This is a genomic window from Pseudomonas sp. MMS21 TM103 (assembly GCF_022132145.1).
GTDB lineage: Bacteria > Pseudomonadota > Gammaproteobacteria > Pseudomonadales > Pseudomonadaceae > Aquipseudomonas.
The window spans coordinates 357,754-380,552 of record NZ_JAJISP010000001.1; the positions used below are offsets into that span (position 1 = coordinate 357,754).

The following is a 22,799-nucleotide window of genomic DNA, read 5'->3' on the forward strand; positions in this document are numbered from 1 at the left end:
ATGACCTCATTATTGTTTTAATCCAGGGACGCGACAGCCACGCCCGCTTCCAGGCGTGCCAGTTGGTCCCTGTCGTGAATTCCGAAACCGAGCTGGGTGACCGCCTGGGCGGCGATCGCAGTGGCCAGGCGCAAGGTGCGTTCGGCCGGCCAGCCACTCAGCAGGCCGTGCAGGGTGGCGGCCAGCAGCGAGTCGCCGGCGCCCACCGTACTGACCACCTCGACCCGCGGCGGCCGCGCCTGCAGCGCAATGTCCGGACCGAACCAGTAGACGCCCTCGGCGCCGCGCGAGAGCAGCACATGCTCCACGCCGGAGGCACGCAGGCGCAGCGCCGCGGCCCGCAACTCGGCCGCCGAGGACACCGACACCGCGCAGGCCTCGGCCAGTTCCTCCTCGTTGGGTTTGATCAGCCAGGGCGACACGCCAAGCCCGACGCGCAACGCGGCGCCACTGCTGTCCAGCGCCAGCGGCAGGCCGAATGCCTGCAGCTGGCGCAGCAGGCCGCCGAACCATGCCGGGCTGACACCCTGCGGCAGGCTGCCGGCGACCACGATGGCATCGTGACCGGCCACGATCTGCTCCAACTCCTCGAGCAACTCGGCCTGATGCGCCGCCTCGACCTGCGGCCCCGGACCATTAAGGTCGGTGATCCGCCCGCTGTGCTCGGCCAGTTTGATATTGCTGCGGGTTTCGCCGGGCACGCGGACGAAGGCGTCGACGAAACCGCGGCGCGCGAACAAGGCCTCGAAAGGCGCGGTGTTGGCCTGGCCGAGAAAACCGCTGACCGTGACCTTGTGACCCAGGTCGGCCAGCACCTGGGCCACGTTCAGGCCCTTGCCGGCGGCGTGAGTGTGCAGCCCCAGGCTGCGATTGACGGTGCCGGGCTGCAAGGCCACGAGCGACACGGTCAGGTCCAGCGCCGGGTTCAGGGTCAGGCTCAGAATACGCGCCATCAGCCGATCTCCTCGACCAGGGCGCGCACAGCCGCGGCGCTGTCCAGGCCGAGGGCCTGCCGGGCCAGCAGCTGGCTCTGGCTGAAATCCAGCTCACGCACCCGCGCCTTGACCAGGGCGATGCTGCGCGCCGAGACGCTCAACTCGTCCACCCCCAGGCCGACCAGCAGGGGCACCGCGAGCATGTCGCAGGCCAGCTCACCGCACACCCCGACCCACTTGCCTTGGGCGTGGGCGGCCTCGACGGTCATGCCGATCAGGCGCAGCACCGCTGGATGCAGGCCATCGGCCTGGGCCGACAGGGTCGGGTGGTCGCGGTCGATGGCCAGAGTGTACTGGGTCAGGTCGTTGGTGCCGATGCTGAAGAAGTCCACCTCGCGCGCCAGCACCGGTGCCAGCAGCGCCGCCGAAGGCACCTCGACCATGATCCCCAGCTGCAGGTCGGCCAGCGGAATCTCTTCGCGCAAGCGCAGCGCCATGTCGCGCGCGGTGCGCCACTCCTCGACGCAGCAGACCATCGGAAACATGATCCGCAGCGGCCGGCCATCGGCAGCGGCGAGCAAGGCGCGCAACTGGGTTTCCAGGATCTCCGGGCGCTGCAGGCTGAGGCGGATGCCACGCACGCCGAGGAAGGGGTTCACTTCCGCCGGCATCGGCCAGTAAGGCAGCGGCTTGTCGCCGCCGACATCCAGGGTGCGCACCACCAGCGGTCGCCCGTCGAGGGCATCGAGCACGCGCCGGTACTCGGCTTCCTGGGTCGCCTGGTTTGGCGCCTGGGCATGATCCATGAACACCAGTTCGGTGCGCAGCAGACCCACCGCTTCGCCCCCCAACTCGACCGCTGCGGCGGTCTCACCACTGGCACCGATATTGGCCGCCACTTCCAGGCGATGGCCGTCGCGGGTCACCGCTGGCTGCATGCGTTCGGCATGGGCGCGTTCGCGGCGGGCTTCGCTGGCCTCGCGCTGGCGCAACGCCTGCGCCAGGGTCGGCTGATCGGGCGCCACGCGAAGCAGGCCGTGATCGCCATCGAGCAACAGTACAGTGCCCTGGGCCAACCCCAGGACCGCCGCGCCAGCACCCACTACCGCCGGGATGCCCAGCGCGCGGGCGATGATCGCACTGTGCGCGGTGGCGCCGCCGCGAGCGGTGAGGATGCCGGCGACGCGCTGGCGATTGAGGCTGGCGACATCCGAAGGTGCCACTTCGTCCATCACCAGGATGTAGGGTTCATCCGGTTCCTGCTGCGCCTCGACGCCACACAGCCTGGCCAGCACGCGGCGGCCGATGTCCCGCAGATCGGCCGCGCGCTCGGCCAGCAGCGCATCATGCAAGGCTTCCTGCTGGGTCGCCGCCGCCTCGATCTCGCCAGCCCAGGCCGCCTCGGCGCTGAGCCCCTGGTTCAGACGCGCGGCCACGTCCTCGGCCAGGGCCGGGTCGCGCAGCATCGCCTGATGGGTGATGAATATCTCGCGGATATTGGCCTCGGCCGTGGCCTCGACCAGGCGCTGAATGTCGGCGCCGACCTGTTCCAGCGCCGCATTCAAGCGCTGCTGCTCCAGGGTCGCACCCTGGCCTTGTTGCGGATAATCGAGCACCGGCGGCACCCGCACCAAAGCCGGACCGATGGCGATACCAGGCGCGGCGGCAACCGCCTGCAGGCGCGCGCCGGCAGCCGGTGCTGGCAGCGTGGGCTCCGCGCTGAGCACCGGCGCAACGCTGGCGGCCGGCAAACTCGGCTCGGCCAGCGGCAAGGGCTCGAGGCTTTCGCCGAGACCGGCCAGTACGGCCGCTTCCAGGGCCGACAGGACCTCGTCGGCGATTGCCGGTTCGGCGCTGAACTCCAGCGCCTGACCACGCCGCGCGCCCAGTCCCAGCAGCTTGCTCAGGCTCTTGACCGAGACCCCGGCGCCCGCCTCGCCAGCCAGGCGCACCCGCACCTCGCCGGCAAAGGCCAGGGCAATTTCGCTCAAGGCCTTGGCCGGGCGGGCATGCAAACCATGGGTATTGGCCAGGACCACCGAGCGCATCGGCCAGTCGGCTGGCACTTCGCCGCCCAGGGCCTCGAGCACGCTACGGCTGCTGGTGGCCTGGCTGAAGGCCGCCGCACGGCCCTCGATCAGCAGATCGCACAAACGCTCGAGCAACTGCCGGTGCGCCTCACCCAGGCTGGCCAGGCAGAACAGGCCGGTCAATGGCTGGCCCCGGTAGTCGAGCGGCTGCGCCGGGGTGACGAACGCCAGACCGGGACTGAGCACCGCCTGATCGCTGTGCAACCACCACAGGCCATTGCCCAGCGGCAGCGGCTGGCCCTGGGCCAGGCTGTTGGCGAAGCCCGACTCGGCGCAACCGGCCTTCTTCAGCAGCCGCGCGCCCTGCCAGAGCAACTCGTCGAAATCCTCGACCGCCACGCCCAGGCCGATCAGTTGACTGTCCAGCGCCAGTTCCTGCGGCGCGCCCTGCAGCAGCGCGACTATCGCCTCGGGCGTCTGTGCCTCGCGCAACGCGGGGCCGAGATCGCCTTCGCCCAGGGCGCGGGTCAGCAGTTGCAGCAGGCGCAGGTGCTCATCCGAGCGGGCGGCGATGGCAATCGCCAGGTAGACCATCTGCCCATTACCCCAGTCCACCCCGTCGGGGAACTGGATCAGGCGCACCCCGGTGCAATGCACCTGATCGCGGGTTTCTGGCGTGCCATGGGGAATCGCAATGCCCTGGCCCAGGTAGGTCGAACCCTGCGCTTCACGCGCCTGCATCCCGGCGAGATAGCCGGGCGCGACCAAGTCATCGTGCACCAGGCGATCGGCCAGCAGCGCCAGCGCCGTCGGTTTATCCGGGGCGCTACGGCCCATCTGGATCTGCGTGACATTCAACTCGAGCATTGAAGATATCCTCTGGCAACTGACGGCGGCGCTAGCCTGAAGCCCCGACTACTCGCAAAGACTAGTCACTCTGGCGACTTGCTGAATCGTTTCACCTAACGACTGGCACGTTACCTGATAATCGGCGATCCTTGAAGCCCGGTCGTCATCCCACCCAGGACTCCACCTTGAAACTCAGCGATATCGCCCGCCTGGCCCAGGTTTCCGTGACCACCGCCAGTTACGTCATCAACGGCCAGGCCGACAAGCGGCGGATCAGCGCCGCCACCGTGGCGCGGGTGCTGGAAGTGGTCGAACGCCACGGCTACCGTCCCGACCAGCAAGCCGCCGGCCTGCGCCGCGGGCAGAGTCGCTGCCTGGGGTTTATCCTGCCGGATCTGGAGAACCCCAGTTACGCGCGCCTGGCCAAGTTGCTCGAGCAGCGCGCCCGCGCCGCCGGCTACCAATTGCTGATCGCCAGCTCCGATGACGACCCGGGCAGCGAGCGCCAGCTGCTCGAACTGTTTCGCTCGCGCCGCTGCGACGCGCTGATCGTCGCCAGTTGCCTGCCGCAGGACGAGCCGGCCTATCTGCGCCTGCTGGCTGCCGGCGTGCCGGTGATCGCGGTCGACCGCGCCCTCGATCCCGCGCACATCTGCTCAGTGGTCAGCGATGACCAGCAGGCCGGCGCCTTGCTCACCGCCAGCCTGCTCAGCCCACCACCGCGGCATATCGCCCTGATCGGCGCACGCCCGGAGCTGCCGATCAGCCAGGCCCGCGAACGTGGCTTTCGTCAGGCTCTGAACGATTTCGGCGGCACTGTCAGCGTCAGCCATGCCGAACAATTCAACCGCGCCTGTGGGTACCGGCAGATGCGCACCCTGCTGGACAACCCCGCCGACCTGCCGGATGCGCTGATCACCACCGCCTACGTCCTGCTCGAAGGGGTCTTCGATGCCTTGCAGGAACAGTCGGGGCCGGGCGTCGAGGGTCTGCGCCTGGCCACCTTCGGCGACACCCAGTTGCTGGATTTCCTGCCGCTGCGGGTCAACGTCATAGTCCAGCAACATGCCCACATAGCCGACCGCGTCCTCGATCTGGCCCTGCGCGCCATCGAGCAGGATGACTACCAGCCCGGTATCGAAGCCATCCCACGCCTGCTCAAGATCCGCCGCGCGTTGTAACAAGCGATGGCCGGCGCATCACCCATAACTCGAAAGGTTGGCGGCTGAAGCGGAACGCCGCCCGGCCACGCTTACCCGCCGCACCTACATGGGCCGGGCGGCATGCCGACTGGCGCAGCGCCGAGAAATCGCCGATGCTTTGCCCATGCGCCTGATCGATACCCACACCCACCTCGACTTCCCCGACTTCGACGCCGACCGCGCCGAGCTGCTCGCGCGTTGCCGTACCCAGGGTGTCGAGCGCCTGGTGGTGCTCGGCGTACACCAGGGCAACTGGCAGCGGCTGTGGGATCTGGTGCAGGGCGATGCCGGCCTGTACGCCGCCTTCGGCCTGCACCCGGTCTATCTGGACCAGCACCGCCCCGCGCACCTGGTCGAGCTGCGCGAGTGGCTGCAGCGCCTGGCCGGCCACCGGCAACTCTGCGCGGTGGGCGAGTTCGGCCTAGACTATTTCGTCGAACAGCTCGACCGTGAACGCCAACAGACGCTGTTCGAGGCACAACTGCGCCTGGCGCTGGAGTTCGAACTGCCAGCCCTGCTGCACGTGCGGCGCGCCCACGCCGCCAGCATCGCCACCATGAAGCAGCTCAAGCCCCAGCGCGGCGGGATCATCCACGCCTTTTCCGGCAGCTACGAGGAAGCCCGCGAATACCTCAAGCTGGGCTTCAAACTCGGCCTCGGCGGCGCGCCGACCTGGCCCCAGGCCAAGCGCCTGCGGCAGACCCTGGCGCGCCTGCCGCTGGAGGCCGTGGTGCTGGAAACCGACGCCCCGGACATGGCTCCGTCCATGCACCCGCACCAGCGCAACAGCCCGGAATACCTGCCGGAAATCTGCACCGAACTGGCGCGACTGATGAATGTCGAGCCGGAGCAACTGGCCGCAGCCAGCAGCCGCAATGCCGCCGAGTTGTTCGGCTGGGCATAAAAACTGGCGGGTTGTCGCTGCGCTCCGAAGCCGCCCTACCGTCTCGTAGCAATCCGCCCGAGCCGGGATGGCTAGCGATCCGTAGGGTGTACTCGCCGCAGGCAGTGCACCATGGTTCGTCGGCGCGGCACAAAAGCTGGCGGGCTGTCGCTGCGCCCCGAGGCTGCCCTACCCCCCGAACGAAACGCCGTCCGGCCGTGCTGCACAGCGGGCGTAAACGACAAGGCCCGCCAATTGGCGGGCCTTGTCGGTTCTGCAACAACCCTCAGACGCGGAACGCGCCGATCAACTGCTTCAGGCGTGACACCAGTACGGACAACTCGCGGCTGGCCGACTCGGTCTGGCTGGCGCCCGCGGCGGTGCGTTCGCCGGCGCGGTTGATCTCGACGATGTTCTGGTCGATATCGTGTGCCACCGCAGTCTGCTGCTCGGCGGCTGCGGCGATCTGCTGGCTCTGGTCGACGATCATGCCTACCGCGCCGAGGATGTTCTCCAGTGCCAGCTGCACCTTGTCCGACTCGCCGACCGTGCCACTGGCCATCTGATGGCTGGTGCCCATGGCTTTGACCGCCGCACCGACGCCGCCCTGCAGCTTGTCGATCATGTTCTCGATCTGCTCGGTGGACTGCTGGGTGCGCTTGGCCAGGTTGCGCACTTCATCGGCGACCACGGCGAAACCGCGACCCTGTTCGCCGGCCCGCGCCGCCTCGATGGCCGCATTGAGGGCCAACAGGTTGGTCTGTTCGGCGATGCCCTTGATCACGTCCAGCACCTGGCTGATCGAGGCGCTGTCGCTGGCCAATTGATTGATCACCGCCACCGACTGGTCGATCTCACCGGCCAGGCGCTGAATGCTGCCGACCTGGGACGCGACCAAGGCGCGGCCGCTGACGGTTTCGCGGTTCACACTCTGTGCGCTGTCGACCGCCGCGGCGGCGCTCCGCGCGACTTCCTGGGCGGTGGCAGACATCTGGTTCATCGCCGTCGCCACCTGTTCGATCTGGCTACGCTGCCCGGCGACCGCCTGGTTGCTCTCACCGGAGACCAACTCCACGCTGTCGGCCTGCCGCTCGACCTCGCCCACGGTTTGGCCAACCCGCTCGATCAGGTCATGGATCTTGCGCACGGTCTCGTTGAACACTTGCCCCAGCTCGCCCAGTTCATCCTTGCTCTGCGCGGTGAAACTGACCGTCATATCGCCGGCGGCGACCTTATTCATGACCTCGCCGAGGCTCTTCAAGGTGCTGCGGGTCGACACATAGAAGGCGCCATAGAGGTAGCCGATCAACAGGAACACCAGCACCAGCGCCGCGACCAACAGAACCATCTGCCCACGGTTTTCCTGCAGCCGCTCCTGCAGTTGCTGATCGAGGAAAGCCAGCACCGCATCGTTCAGCTCATAGGTCTTGCCCATGGCCGCGTCGACTTCTTCATAGAACTGCGTCCAGGGCGTATCCAGGGTATCGGCAATCACCACCTGGTCTTCGAACAGCACAGCGCTGGTCTTCAGGGTCGCCTGACTGGCCGTGGCCAAGGTTTCCAGTGCCGCGCGCGCAGCCGGGCTGCTGCTCAAGGCCTCCTGCAGGTTCAAGCCATATTCGGCGTGGAGTTTTTCCAGCTCCAGCAGCAAATCGTCGAACTTGGTACTGGTACCCGAATTGAGGAAACCCTGCCCCAGGGAAGCAGCCCCCATCGTCCGGCCTTCGCCCAATGCGGAGACCACCCGCGGCGTGATGCCGACGATCAGCTCGGTCATCTGCCGCACTTCGCGCTGACGATCCTGGCTGAGCCCGGCCTGAGCGGCGATCAGCTTGATAAATACCTGCGAACGGCCCAACAGCTTTTCGGCCATGGCTGCTTTGCCTTGCAGCGACGTCTCGCGCTGTACCGCGCCCAGGTCGGTAATCATTTCATCGCGTTTGGCCGTGAATTCGTCGATCTGCTCGACCTCGAGCGCCACCGGCGTCAAGTCGCGCAGGCGCTCCGCGATGGAGCCGTGGAGGCGCGTGATACGACTCTCGAGATCGCCGGCCTGACCGGACTGACCGATCATCACGTTGATTTCCGCCAGGTCGGAGAAGTCTTCCAGGTCGCGCCTTAAATTCAGCCCCTGACCGAGCAGGTCAATACTCTCCAGAGCCGCCTGGGTACTGACGAACTGGCGATAGGAGTCACGTACCAGATAGAAATTGGTGACCAGCATGGGCAGAAAGAACAGGACACTGATCAAGCTGAACTTCATGCCGAAGCTGAGGCGATTCATTAGCGCGATGGCCGGATACAGCACGGTCTTCACAAGACGTCTCCTGTTCTCATTATTGTTATGAAGCGTTACAAGGTTGACCGCGAATAGGCTCCCGCGGTGATGGTTGCATCCCTTGCAGCCCGCCCTGAAGCGTCCCGATCAATGCGCAACATGCCAGGCCGGCAGTTCCGCCTGAGCAACCGCCAGGCTGATCGATCGAGCACTGTCTGCCTGTATACCCGGTATCGACAGCAAACTCTGTAACTTAAGGTTAAGCGCCCCTTATCTTCTGGTCTGGATCCTCAGCAGGAGCGGAGCACTGGCCGACAGGGGCCGACTGACCGTCGAGCCATAAAATGACGCGACCGCGGAGACTGAGCGCAGCGATCGCCAACACAGCGATCTGGATCAACTGCGGGAAATCTGACGCCCGCGCAGCCGCGCGCCGGAGAGCGCCGGAGCTAATGCGTCGATGGACTGATTTGACCGATGAGGATGCCCGAGCGCCGATGGGTATCGCTACGCTCAGGCACATCCTAGAAAAGCCCGCGACCGCGAGCGATCAGTACAACAGCTCCCACAGGGCGAATACGACGTACCAGAGCACGGCGGCGCGCACCAACAGCTGCCACAAGCTGTCCAGGCTGCGCACCCCGTCTTCGCCGATCACCGGTTCCGGCGTCTCGCAGGCCGCGCGCCCGACGTCGATCACCAGCTGTGCGGCGCTGATGTCCCAGCTCAACAATTCATGCAGCAACGCCCGATTGACCGCCACGAAATGGCCGACCAGGGCGAAACTCGCCGCCAGTGCCCGCACGGGCATCCAGTCGAAGGCATGCCGCAGCTGCACGGCGCGCTCGCGCAAGACTTCCTGCTCGGAATGTTCGGCCAGCAGAGCCAGCAGCCGATAAGCCAAGGCCGCCAAGGGCCCAAGCAGTGCGTACCAGAAGATCACGGCGAAGAAACTCTGATAGGCCTGCCACACCAGATGACCTTGCACCTGTTGCAGCAGCACACCTTCTTCGTCGGCCTCCAGAGCCAGGTCACGCCGGGCGACCAGATAGGCCGCCTCACTGTCGCCGCGCCGCCAGCTGTCGCGAAACGGCCCGAGCGCCGCCTGCAAATCGCCACGCCCAAGGCTATAGATCAGCACCAGCAGGTGCACCGGCAACGCCAACCACCCATAAGCCAGCGGCTCGAGCAGCATCAGCACCAGCCCCAGCACCAGCAGCGGCAGAACCACCAGTATCACGATCGCCAGCCAGGGGCTCTCGATAAAGTCTGCTTGCCGCTCTGACCAGGCCAACAGCCGCAACCAGGGGCCGTCCTGCTGAATCTTGTTGCGCCAGGCCGAGAACTTCTCCACCCATAGCACCAGCAACAACACCAGAAAACTCATGATCTCTCCTTCCTATCCATCAGTGCGGCGCGCAGGCGCGGCCAATCGAACGCCGGGCCGGGGTCAGTCTTGCGGGTTGGGGCGATATCGCTGTGCCCGCAGATGCGCTCCAGGTTGAGCGCCGGATACACCCTTTGCAACTCGGCCGTCAGGCCAACCAAGGCAGCATATTGCGCATCGGTGAAGGGTTGCTCATCGGTGCCTTCCAGCTCGATCCCCAGAGAATAGTCGTTGCAGTTCTCCCGCCCGGCGAAACATGACTGCCCGGCATGCCAGGCGCGCTCGTTGCACGAGACGAACTGGGTGATGGCACCGTCGCGCTCGATCAGGAAATGCGCCGACACACGCAACGTCGCTATCTCGGCAAAGTATGGATGCTCATCGACGATCAGGCGATTCTGGAAAAACTCCTGCACCTTGCCGGTACCGAACTGCCCCGGTGGCAGGCTGATGTTATGGATCACCAACAGGGAAACCTCACCCTGCGGGCGCTCATTGAAATTGGGGGATGGGCAGTGGCGCACCCCTTGGCACCAACCACTGCGAAAATCCAGCTGCATAAAGGCTCCTTGAACGAGCCTCCACTCTAGAGCAGCCGGGTAGCAGGGCCAAGCACTGGTCATGCGCAGATGCACATTGCCGAGCGCCGCAGCCTCGCGAGTCGGTGACTACCTTGCAAGAGGAGCCCGGCGACAATTCGGGCGTAGGCCGGCTCGGCCAGCGATCCGCTCGGAGCGCAGCGACAGCCCGCCAGGAGTTGTGCAGCGCCGAACAACTATCGGTGCACTGCCTGCGGCGAGTACACCCTACAGGTTGTGGATAGCTCCACCAATCCGCCCATGGATCGCAGGCCGGCGCCCCAAGGGATGTGGCAACCGCCCCCGGCGCAAGGGCCAGAGAAACCGAGGGTTTTCAGGCGCCCTTGAGCTTGCGCAGGTTACCGATGACCGACTCCAGCGCCCGGTCGAACAGCAACGCATCGTCGAGCAGGCGGATGGCATCGCGGCGGAACTCGATCGCCAGGCCCATGCGAGTTTTTTCCAGGATCTTCATGCCGGTGCGGTTGACGAAGATGTACTTGCCAGTCGCCTTGATCACCGCGGCCAGCTTGCAGCGCAGCTTGTGTTCCGGGTCTTCCTGGAACTCGACCCAGCTACCTACCCGCAAGCTATCAACCCGCAGCAGGGCTTCGTCGTCATCTGCCAGGCAGATTTCAGGCTTGCCTGCATCGCTTTGCCCGGGGGCCAGCAGGACGATCTCCTCGACCACCTCGATCATCGCCGGCACATCCAGCTCTGCCGCTGACGACAGTTCCAGCGTGGCCAGTTCACTACCAGACTCATGCGCGTCACTGACGAGCATTGCCGGCTCTTCGGCCCGCTGCTGTTCGGCCGCCGGCATCACGCGCTTGAACCGCTGGAAAGCCTGCACATGCAGAATCTCCAGCTGACTGAAAAACTCGCCGGTGGAGAACGGATCGAACGCCGCGCTGGCCATGCCCTCGCGCAACGCCTTGAGCAGTCCCGGCACCAGCTGGAGCAGATGCAGACGCGCCTCCGGATCCTCGTGGGGCTGCGCACTCCAGACCAGATCGTCCATGGTCGCTAACGCCGCCCGCCACTCGGGCGAGTCTACGCCGTGCTTGAGGCAGGTCAGCAGCAGCACCTTGCTCCACGCTTCCTGCAGCAGGCGCACCACCACCTCGGGCAGGCGCTTGCCCAGCAAGCGCTCATTCAGTGCCAACTCGACCTGACGCCGAGCCAGCTCGGCCTTGGCGCTGCCCTCTTCCGCGTCGCGAGTTCGCTGCTCCAGCAGCTCGCTGCGCCGCCGCTCATTGCCGGTGAACGCGAGGAAGTCGGCCAGCAGTTCGGCAAAGATCTGCGGATCATCGACAAAGTCGTTGAGCAAGCGCTGCACCACTTGCTCGATTTTCTGATACAGGCTGCCGCGCTGCGTATCGTCCTGCTCACCCCAGCCCAGAGCCGCCGAGGCAATTTCATTGAGCAAGCGCCGGGCCGGATGACTGCCACGACTGAAGAAGGTCTTGTCCAGCACCGCGACCTTGAGCATCGGAATCTGCAGGCGCGCGATCAGCGCTTTCAGCGAATCCGGCAGGGTACGGTCATCGAGGATGAACTCGAACAGCATCGACACCAGGTTGATTACGTCCTCATCGACCTCGCCGACCATCCGCGCCTTGCCACTCCTGGCGCTGGCGCTGCTGAGCAGTTGTTCGAGCTGCTCGCGCAGATCGAACTGATCGCTGACCGGGGCCGGCGCATGCTGCTGCATATGGGAGAGCAGGCGCAGCAGATCGCGGCTGGTGATCGGCGCCGCATCGGCCGGCGTCTCGCGCCGCGGCAAGGCACGACCGCGCACCTGCGCCAGCAGATCCTGCAGCGCCACGAATACTTCCTGCACGCTGTCGCCAGTCTGCTCGCCAGCAGCGGTGCCCGCCTGGTGCGCAGGGTCGCGCACAGCCGCCGGGGAGTGATCCGGGTTGCGCCGCACCGGGGCCGACTGCAGTTCCGGCAACACCCCGGCTGCGACCAGCAGCTGATTGGCCTCGGCATAGAGCTGATCGAGGTCGGCCAGCACATATTTTTCAAACAGCTTGAGGATGATCAGCTTGACCTTGATCTCCACCCCCAGGCTGCTGCACGCCTCGAGAAAGGCCGCACAGAGCGCCGCGGGGCCGAGCGGGTTGGACTTGTCATCGAGCTTCTTGCTGACTAGGGCATTCAGGCGCGTGGTCAGGTGCCTGACCCCCATGCTGTCGCGGCTCATGACCTTGGCGATCATGGCCTCCAGCGCCACGGACTCTTCCAGCTCGTCGTGCTGGACCAACGCCAGGCTGTCGAACGAGACAGCCCCCAGCGGCGCCCTGCCGATCTCGTATTGATTGAAGGTGGCAAAAGGCTCGAAGACCTTTTGCAGGAAGCCACGCTCGATACTCTTGCGCTTCAAACGCAGATCGCGCATGGCTTCGAAGAAGGCATTCTGTTCGCCATTGCTGGCCGCCCGGTCCGCCATCTCGAACAGCGTATCGTCGGCATTGTCGAACAGGGTTTGCAGGGAATGTTTGAGCTGCTGCGCAGCCTTGTCGCGTAGGTGAATGAGCGCCACGGGCAGTCTTCCTACCGGCGAAGTGGGCGATTGCTCCGCGGCCACCTGGTTCAGGTGCACCACATTCGCATCAGTCTTCATTGCGACTCTCCTGCAGATTGCCCCCTCCTGGGCAAATCGATCTGCACAGCAACCAACCGAGCATCATCCCTAGCGTCAAGGTTATGGCGTCAACAATCATAAAGCTAAACCGATTATAGGTATCTCGGGGACACCCCAAGCAGACTTTTCCTGCAGATATGACACAGGTCACAGATCTACGACCCCAGCCCCGCAACCACGGGCAGCGCCCGACTGACGCACGCATCCAGGCAGATGATCACCTCATGCTGAGTCGCCTTGCGCGTCTCCCCCGCCCGGCCGAGCCCGCCCGCAGCAAGCCACCGAGCACCCACAATCAGCAATCTCGCTGCACCCGCCTTCGGCAATCCCTATAATCGCTCGACCCTGACTGTGGAGCCCATCATGCCGAACCTGACCCTCGCCGACCTGACTGCCGAAATCGAGGCCAATGTGCGTCGCGCGCTGACCGAGGATATCGGTAGCGGTGATATCACTGCCCAGCTGATCCCCGCCGAGCGCCTGGCCCACGCCACCATCATCACCCGCGAAGCTGCCGTGATCTGCGGCACCGCCTGGGTCGACGCAGTATTTCGCCGGCTCGACCCGCGTGTCGCCGTGCATTGGCAGGTGCGCGACGGCGAGCGCGTCAGCCCCAACCAGGCCCTGTTCCACCTCGAAGGCCCGGCCCGCGCCCTGCTCAGCGGCGAGCGCAGCGCCCTGAACTTCCTGCAGACCCTGTCCGCCGTCGCCACCCGCTGCCAGCATTACGCCGACCTGGTGCAAGGCACCGCGGTCAAACTGCTCGACACCCGCAAGACCCTGCCCGGCCTGCGCCTGGCGCAGAAATACGCCGTCACCTGCGGCGGCTGCCACAACCACCGCATCGGCCTGTACGACGCCTTCCTAATCAAGGAAAACCACATCGCGGCCTGCGGCGGCATCGCCGAAGCCGTGCAAGCCGCGCACAAGATCGCCCCCGGCAAACCGGTGGAAGTCGAAGTGGAAAGCCTGGAAGAGTTGCAACAAGCCCTCGACGCCGGCGCCGACATCGTCATGCTCGACGAACTGTCGCTGGACGACATGCGCCAAGCGGTCGCCATCACTCAGGGCCGCTCCAAGCTGGAAGCCTCGGGCGGCATCAATGAAACCACCCTGCGCGCCATCGCCGAAACCGGCGTCGACTACATCTCGATCGGCACCCTGACCAAGGATGTCAAAGCAGTGGATTTGTCGATGCGCCTGAGCCTGTAACTCAGACACTGCCAGGGCAGCGCCCTGCTAGCGGGCGACTCGGGCGGCGTTCCGCTCGGAGCGCAGCGACAGCCCGCCAGCTTTTGCGCCGCGGCGAGCGACCATCGGTCCACGGCCTGAGGCGAGTGACACCCCACGGACGGGTTATGCCGGGGCTTTTTCGGGTGGGGTTGGGGCGGGCTGGGGTTTGTGGGCAGCGTCGTCGAGGATTTTGAAGAACACGCTTTCCAGCGATACCGCCGGTTTTACCGTCAGCAGGTGGCCGCCGACCTGATTGAGCTGGACGATGAAGGCTGGGAGCGCGGCCTGGGTCAGTTCGCATTCGAACTCGCCGTCGCGCAATTGGCGGGTGCCGGGGGCGATGGCGTGTTCAGCATTGAAGCGCACCAGCATGTAATCCGCGCGCTCGGCCGCCAGTTCGCGCGGCGAACGCACAGTCAGCAGTTCGCCCTTGTTGATAAAGCCGAAGCGGTCGGCGATGCGTTCGACGTCGTGCAGCACATGGGAGGTGAAAAAGATCGCACCGCCCTGGTTCTTGTATTCGTTGAGGATATCCACCACGTCTTTGCGCCCGACCGGATCGAGGCCGGACAGCGGCTCATCAAGCACCAATAGCTTGGGCTGCACGACCATGGCATGGGCCAGGGCGACGCGCTGCACATTGCCCTTGGACAGCTCGCGGATACGCCGACTGGCATTCTCCGCCACCGAAAAGCGCTCCAGCCAGCTCATACACCAGGCCTTCTCATCGCGACGACGAATGCCGTACATCGACAGGGCCATACGCAGAACTTCCAGCGGGGTGAACTGCTCGTACAGCGCCGGAGTTTCCGGCACGTAGGCGATGCCTTCACGCGATTTCGGATCGCGCGAGGAGGTGCCGTAGAGCGTCACATGCCCCGAATAGTCGTTGATCAGGTCGAGCATCACCTTGATGGTGGTGGACTTGCCGGCGCCATTGGGCCCGACGAAGCCGAACACCTCGCCCTCGGTCACCCTGAGACTGACATCGCGCAGCGCCTGCACCGCCTTGCCCTTGACGCGAAAGGTCTGGCTGACGCCATGAAATTCCAGTGCAGCACTCACGACTGATCCTCCATACCGGCGATCTTCATTTTCTTCAAGATGATGCGCCCCTCGCGCAATTCGTAGCCGAGCCTGAGCGGGTCATCCGGCAAGGCCGGCAATAGTCCGACTTCAACCAGTTGTTCAAGCCTGACCAGCGCACCGTTTTTCGCCTCGAAGCGACGTTGCGCCTCGCGCAGGGCGACCAGACCTTGCAGGCGAACGACACGTTTGTCCAGCATGTCGCGCAGCTTGGGGTCGCTGGCGGCGTCGCGCTGTTGGGCCAGGTAATCCAGGGCCAGTTGTTCATCGGCGAAGGTTTCCGCCCGCAGCATCACTGCCAGCTTACGAAAGCCGGCGGCATTGCCGGTCGCCCGCTGTGCCGCCAGTTCTAGCGCACGGCTGGCCTCGGCAATATCCTTGTTAAAGAACGCCTGGTTGAAGCCATAAAAGAAGGCAGGCAGCTCATCCCAGAAGCGACACTGCATGGCCCTACGCAACACCTCGGTACCTTCGCGATCCGCGCCACCCCAGGTGAGCAGGCCGTTGGCCAGGTAATAGTTGTCTTCATGACAGGGGTTGAGTTCGGCCACCACCTGCTGGGCACGCACCAGATAGCCGGTATCAGCCTGCCCCCAGTCCACCCCGGTGGCGGCCAGGCGCATGGTTTCCAGGCTGGCCGCGAGAAAGCGGTCGCCGCCGAACAACACCAGCAACACCGGCGCGGCGATGACCACGCGGCCTTCGATCACCGGCGGCACAGGCGCAGGCGTGTGGGCGCGCCACTGCGAGGCGGCGGAGAACAGGGCAAAACCCAGCAGCGCCAGCAACAAGGGCCAGTAACGATGGCTAGGCATGATCAGGCGAAACGCTTGCGTTGCAGCGCCCAGACCGCCAGCGTCAGCAGGGCGAAGGCGTAGGCCAGATTACTCAGAAGTAACCAGGGCCAGTCGGCGGGGAGGAATTCCGGCTGGCCGTAGAGCGCCAGCATGCGCAGATCCAGCGCACCGAGATCCGGCAACAGATAACCCAGCACGCCGAGGCTGGCGCGATAGCCCTCGGTATTGCTCACCAGTCCTGCCTGACTGCCAAGCAGTTCGATAATGGCGCCATAGGAGCGCGCCACCAGCATAAAGCCGAAGGTGCCGATCAGGACGAAGCTCGGGGTCGAGGCGACTACCGCCAGCAGGGTCGCCAGCGCCGCCAGCACCAGCAGGTCGAGGGCCATAAAGGCGATCACGATCAGATAGGGCTGCCCCATGGCCACCGGGGTGGCTTGGGGGTAAACACCACCAATTAAGCCTACCAGCACAATCTGCAACAGGCCCAAGGCCAGCAGCAGGCCCAGCAGCAGCGCCAGCAGCGCGGCAAAACGGCCGAGCAGCAAGCTGCGCCGCCCGCGCGGATAGGTCAGCGAGTTGAGGTAATAGCGCTTATCGAACTCGCGCGACAGCAGCTCCTGCACCAGCAGCACGATCAGCAGCGGCACCAGCAAACGAATGGTCGAGAAGCCCACATCTAGCGCCACAGTCGCCGGTTGGCGGGCGCCGAAATAGGAGGATAAAAGCGTGGCCACCGCCACCACCAACACCACACCAGCGGCCATCCAGAGGAATTTTGCCTTGAACGCCAACCGCAGTGCAGTCAGAAAATCTCGGAAAATAGGCATATTAGACAGGACAAAATCTGAATGAAATAAAAATCGACATAACCCGAGGGGCTATTCGTCGAGCAAGTTGAAAAAAATAAGCATTAATTATTTAAGCAGAGAGCAATCAGATTGCGAAAAACGGATGCACCTCCAGCACTCCCAGTGCCTAGCTCATCAATACCGAAAATTGCTCGATAAGGAAGCCAGCTCGAATAACACCAAGTAAAAAGGGAGAGTTACCTCTCCCTCATCATCAGGACATTAGATAATTACTGTACGGCAGGCAAGTTAGCAGTTGCGCGAGCTTCAGCAAGGGCAGCAGTGCAGGCCGCACCGCCCGGATATTGCGAAGTGACAGTGCCCGCCAAAGTGGTCGCAGAAGCATAAGCCGGCCCAGTTGTTACTGCAGGAGCAGTAGTTGTGCAATCCTCAAGACCACCAACACCAGTATCCACGTTGTTATCTGCGTCAATGCAAACAGGAACAGAGCGCTGAGTTGTTCGGCCGGCAGTATGACAAGCGGTGACCGCAATAGCGCGGGCATTACAAGACACGCCCGCCGCAACCCCAGTACTCACGTTTATAGCGACGTCCTCATTCAACAGAGCACAATCAGCAATACGAACAGCCCCCGAAGCCGCAAGCTGTACAGCCGAAGCCATGCCGGATGCCATCAGGCCCACTAGCAACAAAGTAACTTTTTTCATTTCCATATCTCCAGAATGCCTATTAGCGCAGCGACGAAATGACAGCAGTGATACCGTTCTTGGCATCGGCTACTGCGGACGTATCGTTGGCCTTGGCGCGGTATTCGTTGAACTGCGGAATGGCGATGGCAGCGAGAATACCGATAATCGCGATCACGATCATCAGCTCGATCAGGGTAAAACCTTTTTGCTTCTTGAGAGACTTCATGGACAAGCTCCTGGTGTGGTTAAGGTCAGCGACCTGACAGGGGTAAAGCAGATGGCGTGCCAACTCGACAATACTCGCTGCACAAGGGATTGACTGCCACCCGCCACAAACTGCCCGCCCCCAAGCGGCAACAACTGACGTTTTTTGTCAGGCACGACTGCCGCGCTTGGGCTTGGCGCGCGATTAGGCTATAAGTCAGCAGCATCCGCCCCCTTCGATTAGCAGACTCGCAATGAACGACGCTCCGAATCTGACCGGCCTGGCTCGACAACTGGTTACCGCCGAACTCCTCGATGAACGTGCCGCCGCCCAGGCCCAGGCCCAGGCGCTGCGCAACAAGATCCCACTGGTGTCCTACCTGGTGCAGAACAAGCTGGCCAGCAGCCGGGCGGTGGCGGAAATCGCCTCCGAGCAGTTCGGCGTGCCGCTGTGCGACCTCAAGGCCATCGACAAGGACAGCCAGCCGCACGACCTGGTCAGCGAGAAGCTGTGTCGCCAGCACCGCGTGCTGCCGCTGTACCGGCGTGGCAACAAGCTGTTCGTCGCCCTCTCAGACCCGACCAACCACCAGGCGGTTACCGACATCCAGTTCAGCACCGGCCTGAGTACCGAAGCGCTGCTGGTGGAGGACGACAAGCTTGGGGATGCCATCGACAAGTTCTTCGAGGCGGCCAACAGCGGCATGGAAGACCTGGCCGACGTCGACCTCGACGGCCTCGACGTGCAGGCAGTGGATGACAACAAGGAAGAGGGTGTCTCTGGCGAAAGCGCCGACGACGCACCGGTGGTGCGCTTCGTCAACAAGATGCTGCTGGATGCAATCAAGGGTGGCTCCTCGGACTTGCACTTCGAGCCTTATGAGAAGGTCTACCGGGTGCGTTTTCGTACCGACGGCATCCTGCAGGAGATCGCCCGGCCGCCGATCCAGCTGGCGCCACGCATCTCGGCACGTCTGAAGGTGATGGCCGCGCTGGATATTTCCGAGCGGCGCAAGCCGCAGGATGGGCGGATCAAGATGCGCATCTCGAAGACCAAGTCGATCGACTTTCGCGTCAGCACCTGCCCGACCCTGTGGGGCGAGAAGATCGTGATGCGGATCCTCGACCCCTCCAGCGCGCAGATGGGCATCGATGCGCTAGGCTATGAACCTGGGCAGAAAGACCTGTACATGGCCGCGCTCAAGCAACCGCAGGGCATGATCCTGGTGACCGGGCCGACCGGCTCGGGCAAGACGGTGTCGTTGTACACCGGCCTGAACATCCTCAATACCGTGGACGTGAACATCTCCACCGCCGAAGACCCGGTGGAAATCAACCTGGAAGGCATCAACCAGGTCAACGTCAACCCCAAGCAGGGCATGGACTTCACCGCCGCGCTACGCGCCTTCCTGCGCCAGGACCCGGACATCATCATGGTCGGCGAGATCCGCGACCTGGATACCGCCTCGATCGCGATCAAGGCGGCGCAGACCGGGCACATGGTGATGTCGACCCTGCACACCAACAGCGCCGCGGAAACCCTGACCCGCCTGCGCAACATGGGCGTGCCCTCGTTCAACATCGCCACCTCGGTCAGCCTGATCATCGCCCAGCGCCTGGCACGCAAGCTGTGCGTGCACTGCAAGAAGGAAGTGCAGATCCCGCACGAGGCGCTGCTCGAGGAAGGCTTCCCGCAGGAGCAGTTCGGCAGCTTCAAGATTTATGCGCCGGTAGGCTGTGAAAATTGCAACGGCGGATACAAGGGCCGTATCGGAATCTATGAAGTGGTTAAAAACACGCCTGCCCTGCAACGGATTATCATGGAAGAAGGCAACTCCATTGATATCTCCGCGCAAATGCGCAAAGACGGCTTCAATGACCTGCGTACCTCGGCCCTGCTGAAGGCCATGCAGGGCATCACCAGCCTCGAAGAAGTGAACCGCGTGACAAAGGACTAACCGATGGCGGCCAAAGCATTAGCATCCAGCGTTTTCCTCTGGGAAGGCACCGACAAGAAAGGCGGCAAGATGAAGGGCGAGCTGATCGGACAGTCGCCTGCCCTGATCAAGGCCCAGTTGCGCAAGCAGGGCATCAACCCGCTCAAGGTGCGCAAGAAGCCCAAATCGCTGTTCGGCGAAGGGAAGAAGATCAAGCCCCTGGATATCGCCCTGTTCACCCGGCAGATGGCCACCATGATGAAGGCCGGGGTGCCGCTGCTGCAGTCGTTCGACATCATCGGCGAGGGCTTCGACAACCCAAACATGCGCAAGCTGATCGAGGAGGTCAAGCAGGAGGTCGCGGCGGGCAACAGCTTCGCCGCCTCGCTGCGCAAGAAGCCGCTGTACTTCGATGACCTGTATTGCAACCTGGTCGACTCCGGCGAACAGTCCGGCGCGCTGGAAACCCTGCTCGACCGGGTCGCCACCTACAAGGAAAAGACCGAGGCGCTCAAAGCCAAGATCAAGAAGGCCATGACCTACCCGATCGCGGTGATCGTGGTGGCGATAATCGTCACCGCCGTCTTGCTGATCAAGGTGGTGCCGCAATTCGAGAGCGTATTCGCTGGCTTCGGCGCCGAACTGCCGGCGTTCACCCAGGTGGTGGTCAATATGTCGCGCGGACTGCAGAAATGGTGGTTCCTGTTTGCAATTGGCATCTTCGCCATCGCCTTTACGTTCAAATGGGTGTTCAAGCGTTCGGAAAAATTCCGCGACTTCCTCGACCGCACCCTGCTCAAGGCCCCCATCGTTGGCGACATCATGTACAAGGCGGTGGTTGCTCGTTACGCGCGAACCCTGGCGACCACCTTCGCCGCCGGCGTGCCATTGGTCGAGGCACTTGACTCGGTGGCCGGGGCGACCGGCAACGTGGTGTTCCGCAACGCCGTGCACAAGATCCGCAATGACGTGTCATCCGGCACCCAGCTGAATTTTTCGATGCGCAGCACCGGCATCTTCCCGAGCATGGCGATCCAGATGACCGCCATCGGCGAGGAATCCGGCTCGCTGGACGAGATGCTGGACAAGGTCGCCGGCTATTACGAGGACGAGGTGGACAACGCCGTCGACAACCTGACCACCCTGATGGAGCCGATGATCATGTCGGTTATCGGCGTGCTGGTCGGCGGCCTGATCATTGCCATGTACCTGCCGATCTTCCAGCTAGGTTCGGTGGTCGGCTAACTCATGACGCTAGAGTTCCTGGCCGGCAACTTGCCGGCCTTTACCTTGACCTGCCTGGTACTGGGGCTGCTGATCGGCAGCTTTCTCAATGTGCTGGTGTATCGCCTGCCGGTGATGATGCAACGCGACTGGCAGGCCCAGGCCCGGGAGATCCTCGAGCTGCCGGCACCGCCGGACGCGCCGTTGTTCAACCTGATCCTACCCAACTCGCGCTGCCCGCACTGCGGCCACGAGATTCGCCCCTGGGAGAATATCCCGCTAATCAGCTACCTGTTCCTGCGCGGCAAATGTTCCAGCTGCAAGGCGCCGATCAGCCTGCGCTACCCGCTGGTGGAACTGGCCTGCGGGCTGCTGTCGGCCTATGTGGCCTGGCACTTCGGCTTTACCTGGCAGGCCGCCGGCATGCTGCTGCTGACCTGGGGCCTGCTAGCGATGAGCCTGATCGACGCCGACCATCAACTGCTGCCGGACTCTTTGGTGCTGCCGTTGTTGTGGCTGGGGCTGATCGCCAACTACTTCGGCCTGTTCACCAGCCTGGAAGCCGCGCTGTGGGGCGCGATTGGCGGCTACCTGAGCCTGTGGTCGGTGTACTGGCTGTTCAAGCTGGTAACCGGCAAGGAAGGCATGGGCTATGGCGACTTCAAGCTGCTGGCCATGCTCGGCGCCTGGGGCGGCTGGCAAGTGCTGCCGCTGACCATCCTGCTGTCGTCGCTGGTCGGCGCCGTGCTCGGGCTGATCATGCTGCGCCTGCGCAATGCCGAAACCAGCACACCGATCCCGTTCGGCCCCTACCTGGCCATCGCCGGCTGGATCGCCCTGCTCTGGGGCGAGCAGATCACCGGAAGTTATTTGCAGATCGCCGGGTTCGGCTAAGACCGGCTGATTACAACCCCGAACAACCCACAATCCGTAGGGCGTCACTCGCCGAAGGCAGTGCACCATGGTTGTTCGGCGCGCCACAAAAGCTGGCGGGCTGTCGCTGCGCTCCGAAGGGAACGCCGCCCGGGCCGCCCAACAAGCAAAAGCATCGCGCCGGGGCCGGCCCTCCTTCAAGAGCGGCAAACACCTCATTGGCCGCCTGATTCGCCAGGGCGCCGGCTCCTGCTCTACAATTGTGGCCCTGTTTATGGCCAACGAGAGCCGCACCCGAAGATGAAACCCTGGATTCTTGGCCTCACGGGCGGCATCGGCAGCGGTAAAAGCGCAGTCGCCCAGCACTTTATCGATCAAGGCGTGCATCTAGTCGACGCCGATCATGCGGCGCGCTGGGTGGTCGAGCCGGGCACGCCGGCGCTGGCCAAGATCGTCGAGCATTTCGGCGAGGGGGTGTTGCGGCCTGACGGTCAACTGGATCGCACGGCGCTACGCGGCCTGATCTTCCAGAACCCCGAGCAACGGCAGTGGCTGGAATCCCTGCTGCACCCGTTGATCGGCCAGGAAATCAGCCAATACCTGGCGCGTGCCGAGTCGCCTTACGCGATTCTGGTGTCGCCCCTCTTGATCGAGTCCGGCCAGCACCGTTTGACCCAGCGGGTATTGGTGATCGATGCACCCGAGCAATTGCAAGTGCAGCGCGCCATGCAGCGCGACCAAAGCTCGGCCGAACAGGTGCAGGCGATTCTCAAGGCCCAGGCCAGCCGCGAACAACGCCTGCAGCATGCCGATGACGTGCTGCTCAATGATCGCGACCTGACCTGGCTGAAAAGCGAAGTCGAACGCCTGCACAAATTTTACCTGACCCTGCGCGGAGGCCAATTATGAGCCAACTCACCATCGTCAAATGCCCTACCTGCGGCGCCCCGGTCGAATGGGGCCCGCAAAGCCCGCAACGGCCCTTCTGCTCGGAGCGCTGCAAACTGATCGACCTCGGCGCCTGGGCTTCGGAAGAACACGCCATCCCCGGCGACAACCAGGAAGACGAACTGTTCTCCAGCGATCTGGATCAGCCGCCGCGCCAGCACTGAGAAGCTGGAGCTGCACCAACAAGCCCACGCAGCGAGCACG

General features: G+C 63.9%; 19 protein-coding genes. 8 read left to right on the top strand and 11 right to left on the bottom strand.

Annotated features, from left to right (window positions below; translation table 11 throughout):
- Positions 1-17 precede the first annotated feature (17 nt).
- Positions 18-953: a 1-phosphofructokinase gene (gene pfkB / locus LJY18_RS01695; protein ID WP_238040002.1), complete on the bottom strand. Its 936-nt coding sequence runs from the start codon at positions 951-953 to the stop codon at positions 18-20.
- Entirely contained in the window at positions 953-3,832 is a 2,880-nt protein-coding gene (ptsP, locus tag LJY18_RS01700; RefSeq protein ID WP_238040003.1) for a phosphoenolpyruvate--protein phosphotransferase, read from the bottom strand. The genes pfkB and ptsP overlap by 1 nt, the downstream gene beginning before the upstream one ends.
- 167 nt (positions 3,833-3,999) lie before the next feature.
- On the opposite strand from ptsP, the gene cra reads away from it, so the two are divergent.
- Both cra and LJY18_RS01710 read left to right on the top strand, forming a co-directional pair.
- Positions 4,000-4,995, top strand: coding sequence for a catabolite repressor/activator (gene cra, locus LJY18_RS01705; protein WP_238040004.1), 996 nt, complete (start codon positions 4,000-4,002; stop codon positions 4,993-4,995).
- A 145-nt stretch (positions 4,996-5,140) separates the two neighbouring features.
- Positions 5,141-5,920, top strand: a complete 780-nt coding sequence (locus LJY18_RS01710; protein WP_238040005.1) for a TatD family hydrolase — start codon at positions 5,141-5,143, stop codon at positions 5,918-5,920.
- Positions 5,921-6,185: 265 nt separating this feature from the next.
- Here the strand turns inward: LJY18_RS01710 and LJY18_RS01715 are convergent, their stop codons facing one another.
- From LJY18_RS01715 to LJY18_RS01730, 4 genes are all read right to left on the bottom strand, one after another.
- Positions 6,186-8,216 (bottom strand): methyl-accepting chemotaxis protein, encoded by a 2,031-nt coding sequence (locus LJY18_RS01715; protein WP_238040006.1) that lies wholly within the window; start codon positions 8,214-8,216, stop codon positions 6,186-6,188.
- A gap of 511 nt (positions 8,217-8,727) precedes the next feature.
- Complete coding sequence (gene ampE / locus LJY18_RS01720) at positions 8,728-9,564, bottom strand: regulatory signaling modulator protein AmpE (RefSeq protein WP_238040007.1); 837 nt, start codon at positions 9,562-9,564, stop codon at positions 8,728-8,730.
- Positions 9,561-10,124 carry a 1,6-anhydro-N-acetylmuramyl-L-alanine amidase AmpD gene (gene ampD / locus LJY18_RS01725; RefSeq protein ID WP_238040008.1) on the bottom strand — a complete coding sequence of 188 codons (564 nt, stop codon included), beginning with the start codon at positions 10,122-10,124 and terminating at the stop codon, positions 9,561-9,563. Before ampD ends, ampE begins: the two co-directional genes overlap by 4 nt.
- 352 nt (positions 10,125-10,476) lie before the next feature.
- Positions 10,477-12,771: a DUF1631 domain-containing protein gene (locus tag LJY18_RS01730; protein WP_238040009.1), complete on the bottom strand. Its 2,295-nt coding sequence runs from the start codon at positions 12,769-12,771 to the stop codon at positions 10,477-10,479.
- A gap of 384 nt (positions 12,772-13,155) precedes the next feature.
- On the opposite strand from LJY18_RS01730, the gene nadC reads away from it, so the two are divergent.
- Positions 13,156-14,004, top strand: a complete 849-nt coding sequence (nadC, locus tag LJY18_RS01735) for a carboxylating nicotinate-nucleotide diphosphorylase (RefSeq protein ID WP_238040010.1) — start codon at positions 13,156-13,158, stop codon at positions 14,002-14,004.
- Between the two features lie 144 nt (positions 14,005-14,148).
- Here the strand turns inward: nadC and LJY18_RS01740 are convergent, their stop codons facing one another.
- The 5 genes from LJY18_RS01740 to LJY18_RS22555 all read right to left on the bottom strand — a co-directional run bounded on the left by LJY18_RS01740 (position 14,149) and on the right by LJY18_RS22555 (position 17,635).
- Positions 14,149-15,090: an ABC transporter ATP-binding protein gene (locus tag LJY18_RS01740; RefSeq protein WP_238040011.1), complete on the bottom strand. Its 942-nt coding sequence runs from the start codon at positions 15,088-15,090 to the stop codon at positions 14,149-14,151.
- Positions 15,087-15,926, bottom strand: coding sequence for a hypothetical protein (locus LJY18_RS01745; protein ID WP_238040012.1), 840 nt, complete (start codon positions 15,924-15,926; stop codon positions 15,087-15,089). Before LJY18_RS01745 ends, LJY18_RS01740 begins: the two co-directional genes overlap by 4 nt.
- A 2-nt stretch (positions 15,927-15,928) precedes the next feature.
- A complete protein-coding gene (locus LJY18_RS01750) occupies positions 15,929-16,738 on the bottom strand; it encodes an ABC transporter permease (RefSeq protein WP_238040013.1) in 810 nt (269 codons plus the stop codon).
- 251 nt (positions 16,739-16,989) lie between these two features.
- Positions 16,990-17,427 (bottom strand): hypothetical protein, encoded by a 438-nt coding sequence (locus LJY18_RS01755; protein WP_238040014.1) that lies wholly within the window; start codon positions 17,425-17,427, stop codon positions 16,990-16,992.
- 22 nt (positions 17,428-17,449) lie between these two features.
- Positions 17,450-17,635: a prepilin-type N-terminal cleavage/methylation domain-containing protein gene (locus LJY18_RS22555; RefSeq protein ID WP_330872705.1), complete on the bottom strand. Its 186-nt coding sequence runs from the start codon at positions 17,633-17,635 to the stop codon at positions 17,450-17,452.
- A 232-nt stretch (positions 17,636-17,867) separates the two neighbouring features.
- On the opposite strand from LJY18_RS22555, the gene pilB reads away from it, so the two are divergent.
- The 5 genes from pilB (at position 17,868) to yacG (ending at position 22,759) form a co-directional block, all read left to right on the top strand.
- Positions 17,868-19,571 carry a type IV-A pilus assembly ATPase PilB gene (pilB, locus tag LJY18_RS01765; RefSeq protein ID WP_238040015.1) on the top strand — a complete coding sequence of 568 codons (1,704 nt, stop codon included), beginning with the start codon at positions 17,868-17,870 and terminating at the stop codon, positions 19,569-19,571.
- A gap of 3 nt (positions 19,572-19,574) precedes the next feature.
- Complete coding sequence (locus LJY18_RS01770; protein ID WP_238040016.1) at positions 19,575-20,795, top strand: type II secretion system F family protein; 1,221 nt, start codon at positions 19,575-19,577, stop codon at positions 20,793-20,795.
- Positions 20,796-20,798: 3 nt separating this feature from the next.
- Positions 20,799-21,668, top strand: a complete 870-nt coding sequence (locus tag LJY18_RS01775) for a prepilin peptidase (RefSeq protein ID WP_238040017.1) — start codon at positions 20,799-20,801, stop codon at positions 21,666-21,668.
- Between the two features lie 279 nt (positions 21,669-21,947).
- Positions 21,948-22,556: a dephospho-CoA kinase gene (gene coaE / locus LJY18_RS01780; RefSeq protein ID WP_238040018.1), complete on the top strand. Its 609-nt coding sequence runs from the start codon at positions 21,948-21,950 to the stop codon at positions 22,554-22,556.
- Positions 22,553-22,759 carry a DNA gyrase inhibitor YacG gene (yacG, locus tag LJY18_RS01785; protein ID WP_238040019.1) on the top strand — a complete coding sequence of 69 codons (207 nt, stop codon included), beginning with the start codon at positions 22,553-22,555 and terminating at the stop codon, positions 22,757-22,759. Before coaE ends, yacG begins: the two co-directional genes overlap by 4 nt.
- The last annotated feature ends 40 nt before the right edge of the window (positions 22,760-22,799 follow it).

Excerpts from the sequence above, each read along its gene's own strand:
- pfkB (WP_238040002.1), bottom strand. The coding sequence starts at position 953 with ATGGCGCGTATTCTGAGCCTGACCCTGAACCCGGCGCTGGACCTGACC.
- ptsP (WP_238040003.1), bottom strand. The coding sequence starts at position 3,832 with ATGCTCGAGTTGAATGTCACGCAGATCCAGATGGGCCGTAGCGCCCCG.
- LJY18_RS01710 (WP_238040005.1), top strand. The coding sequence starts at position 5,141 with ATGCGCCTGATCGATACCCACACCCACCTCGACTTCCCCGACTTCGAC.
- ampE (WP_238040007.1), bottom strand. The coding sequence starts at position 9,564 with ATGAGTTTTCTGGTGTTGTTGCTGGTGCTATGGGTGGAGAAGTTCTCG.
- ampD (WP_238040008.1), bottom strand. The coding sequence starts at position 10,124 with ATGCAGCTGGATTTTCGCAGTGGTTGGTGCCAAGGGGTGCGCCACTGC.
- LJY18_RS01730 (WP_238040009.1), bottom strand. The coding sequence starts at position 12,771 with ATGAAGACTGATGCGAATGTGGTGCACCTGAACCAGGTGGCCGCGGAG.
- nadC (WP_238040010.1), top strand. The coding sequence starts at position 13,156 with ATGCCGAACCTGACCCTCGCCGACCTGACTGCCGAAATCGAGGCCAAT.
- LJY18_RS01745 (WP_238040012.1), bottom strand. The coding sequence starts at position 15,926 with ATGCCTAGCCATCGTTACTGGCCCTTGTTGCTGGCGCTGCTGGGTTTT.
- LJY18_RS01750 (WP_238040013.1), bottom strand. The coding sequence starts at position 16,738 with ATGCCTATTTTCCGAGATTTTCTGACTGCACTGCGGTTGGCGTTCAAG.
- LJY18_RS01755 (WP_238040014.1), bottom strand. The coding sequence starts at position 17,427 with ATGAAAAAAGTTACTTTGTTGCTAGTGGGCCTGATGGCATCCGGCATG.
- LJY18_RS22555 (WP_330872705.1), bottom strand. The coding sequence starts at position 17,635 with ATGAAGTCTCTCAAGAAGCAAAAAGGTTTTACCCTGATCGAGCTGATG.
- pilB (WP_238040015.1), top strand. The coding sequence starts at position 17,868 with ATGAACGACGCTCCGAATCTGACCGGCCTGGCTCGACAACTGGTTACC.
- LJY18_RS01770 (WP_238040016.1), top strand. The coding sequence starts at position 19,575 with ATGGCGGCCAAAGCATTAGCATCCAGCGTTTTCCTCTGGGAAGGCACC.
- LJY18_RS01775 (WP_238040017.1), top strand. The coding sequence starts at position 20,799 with ATGACGCTAGAGTTCCTGGCCGGCAACTTGCCGGCCTTTACCTTGACC.
- coaE (WP_238040018.1), top strand. The coding sequence starts at position 21,948 with ATGAAACCCTGGATTCTTGGCCTCACGGGCGGCATCGGCAGCGGTAAA.
- yacG (WP_238040019.1), top strand. The coding sequence starts at position 22,553 with ATGAGCCAACTCACCATCGTCAAATGCCCTACCTGCGGCGCCCCGGTC.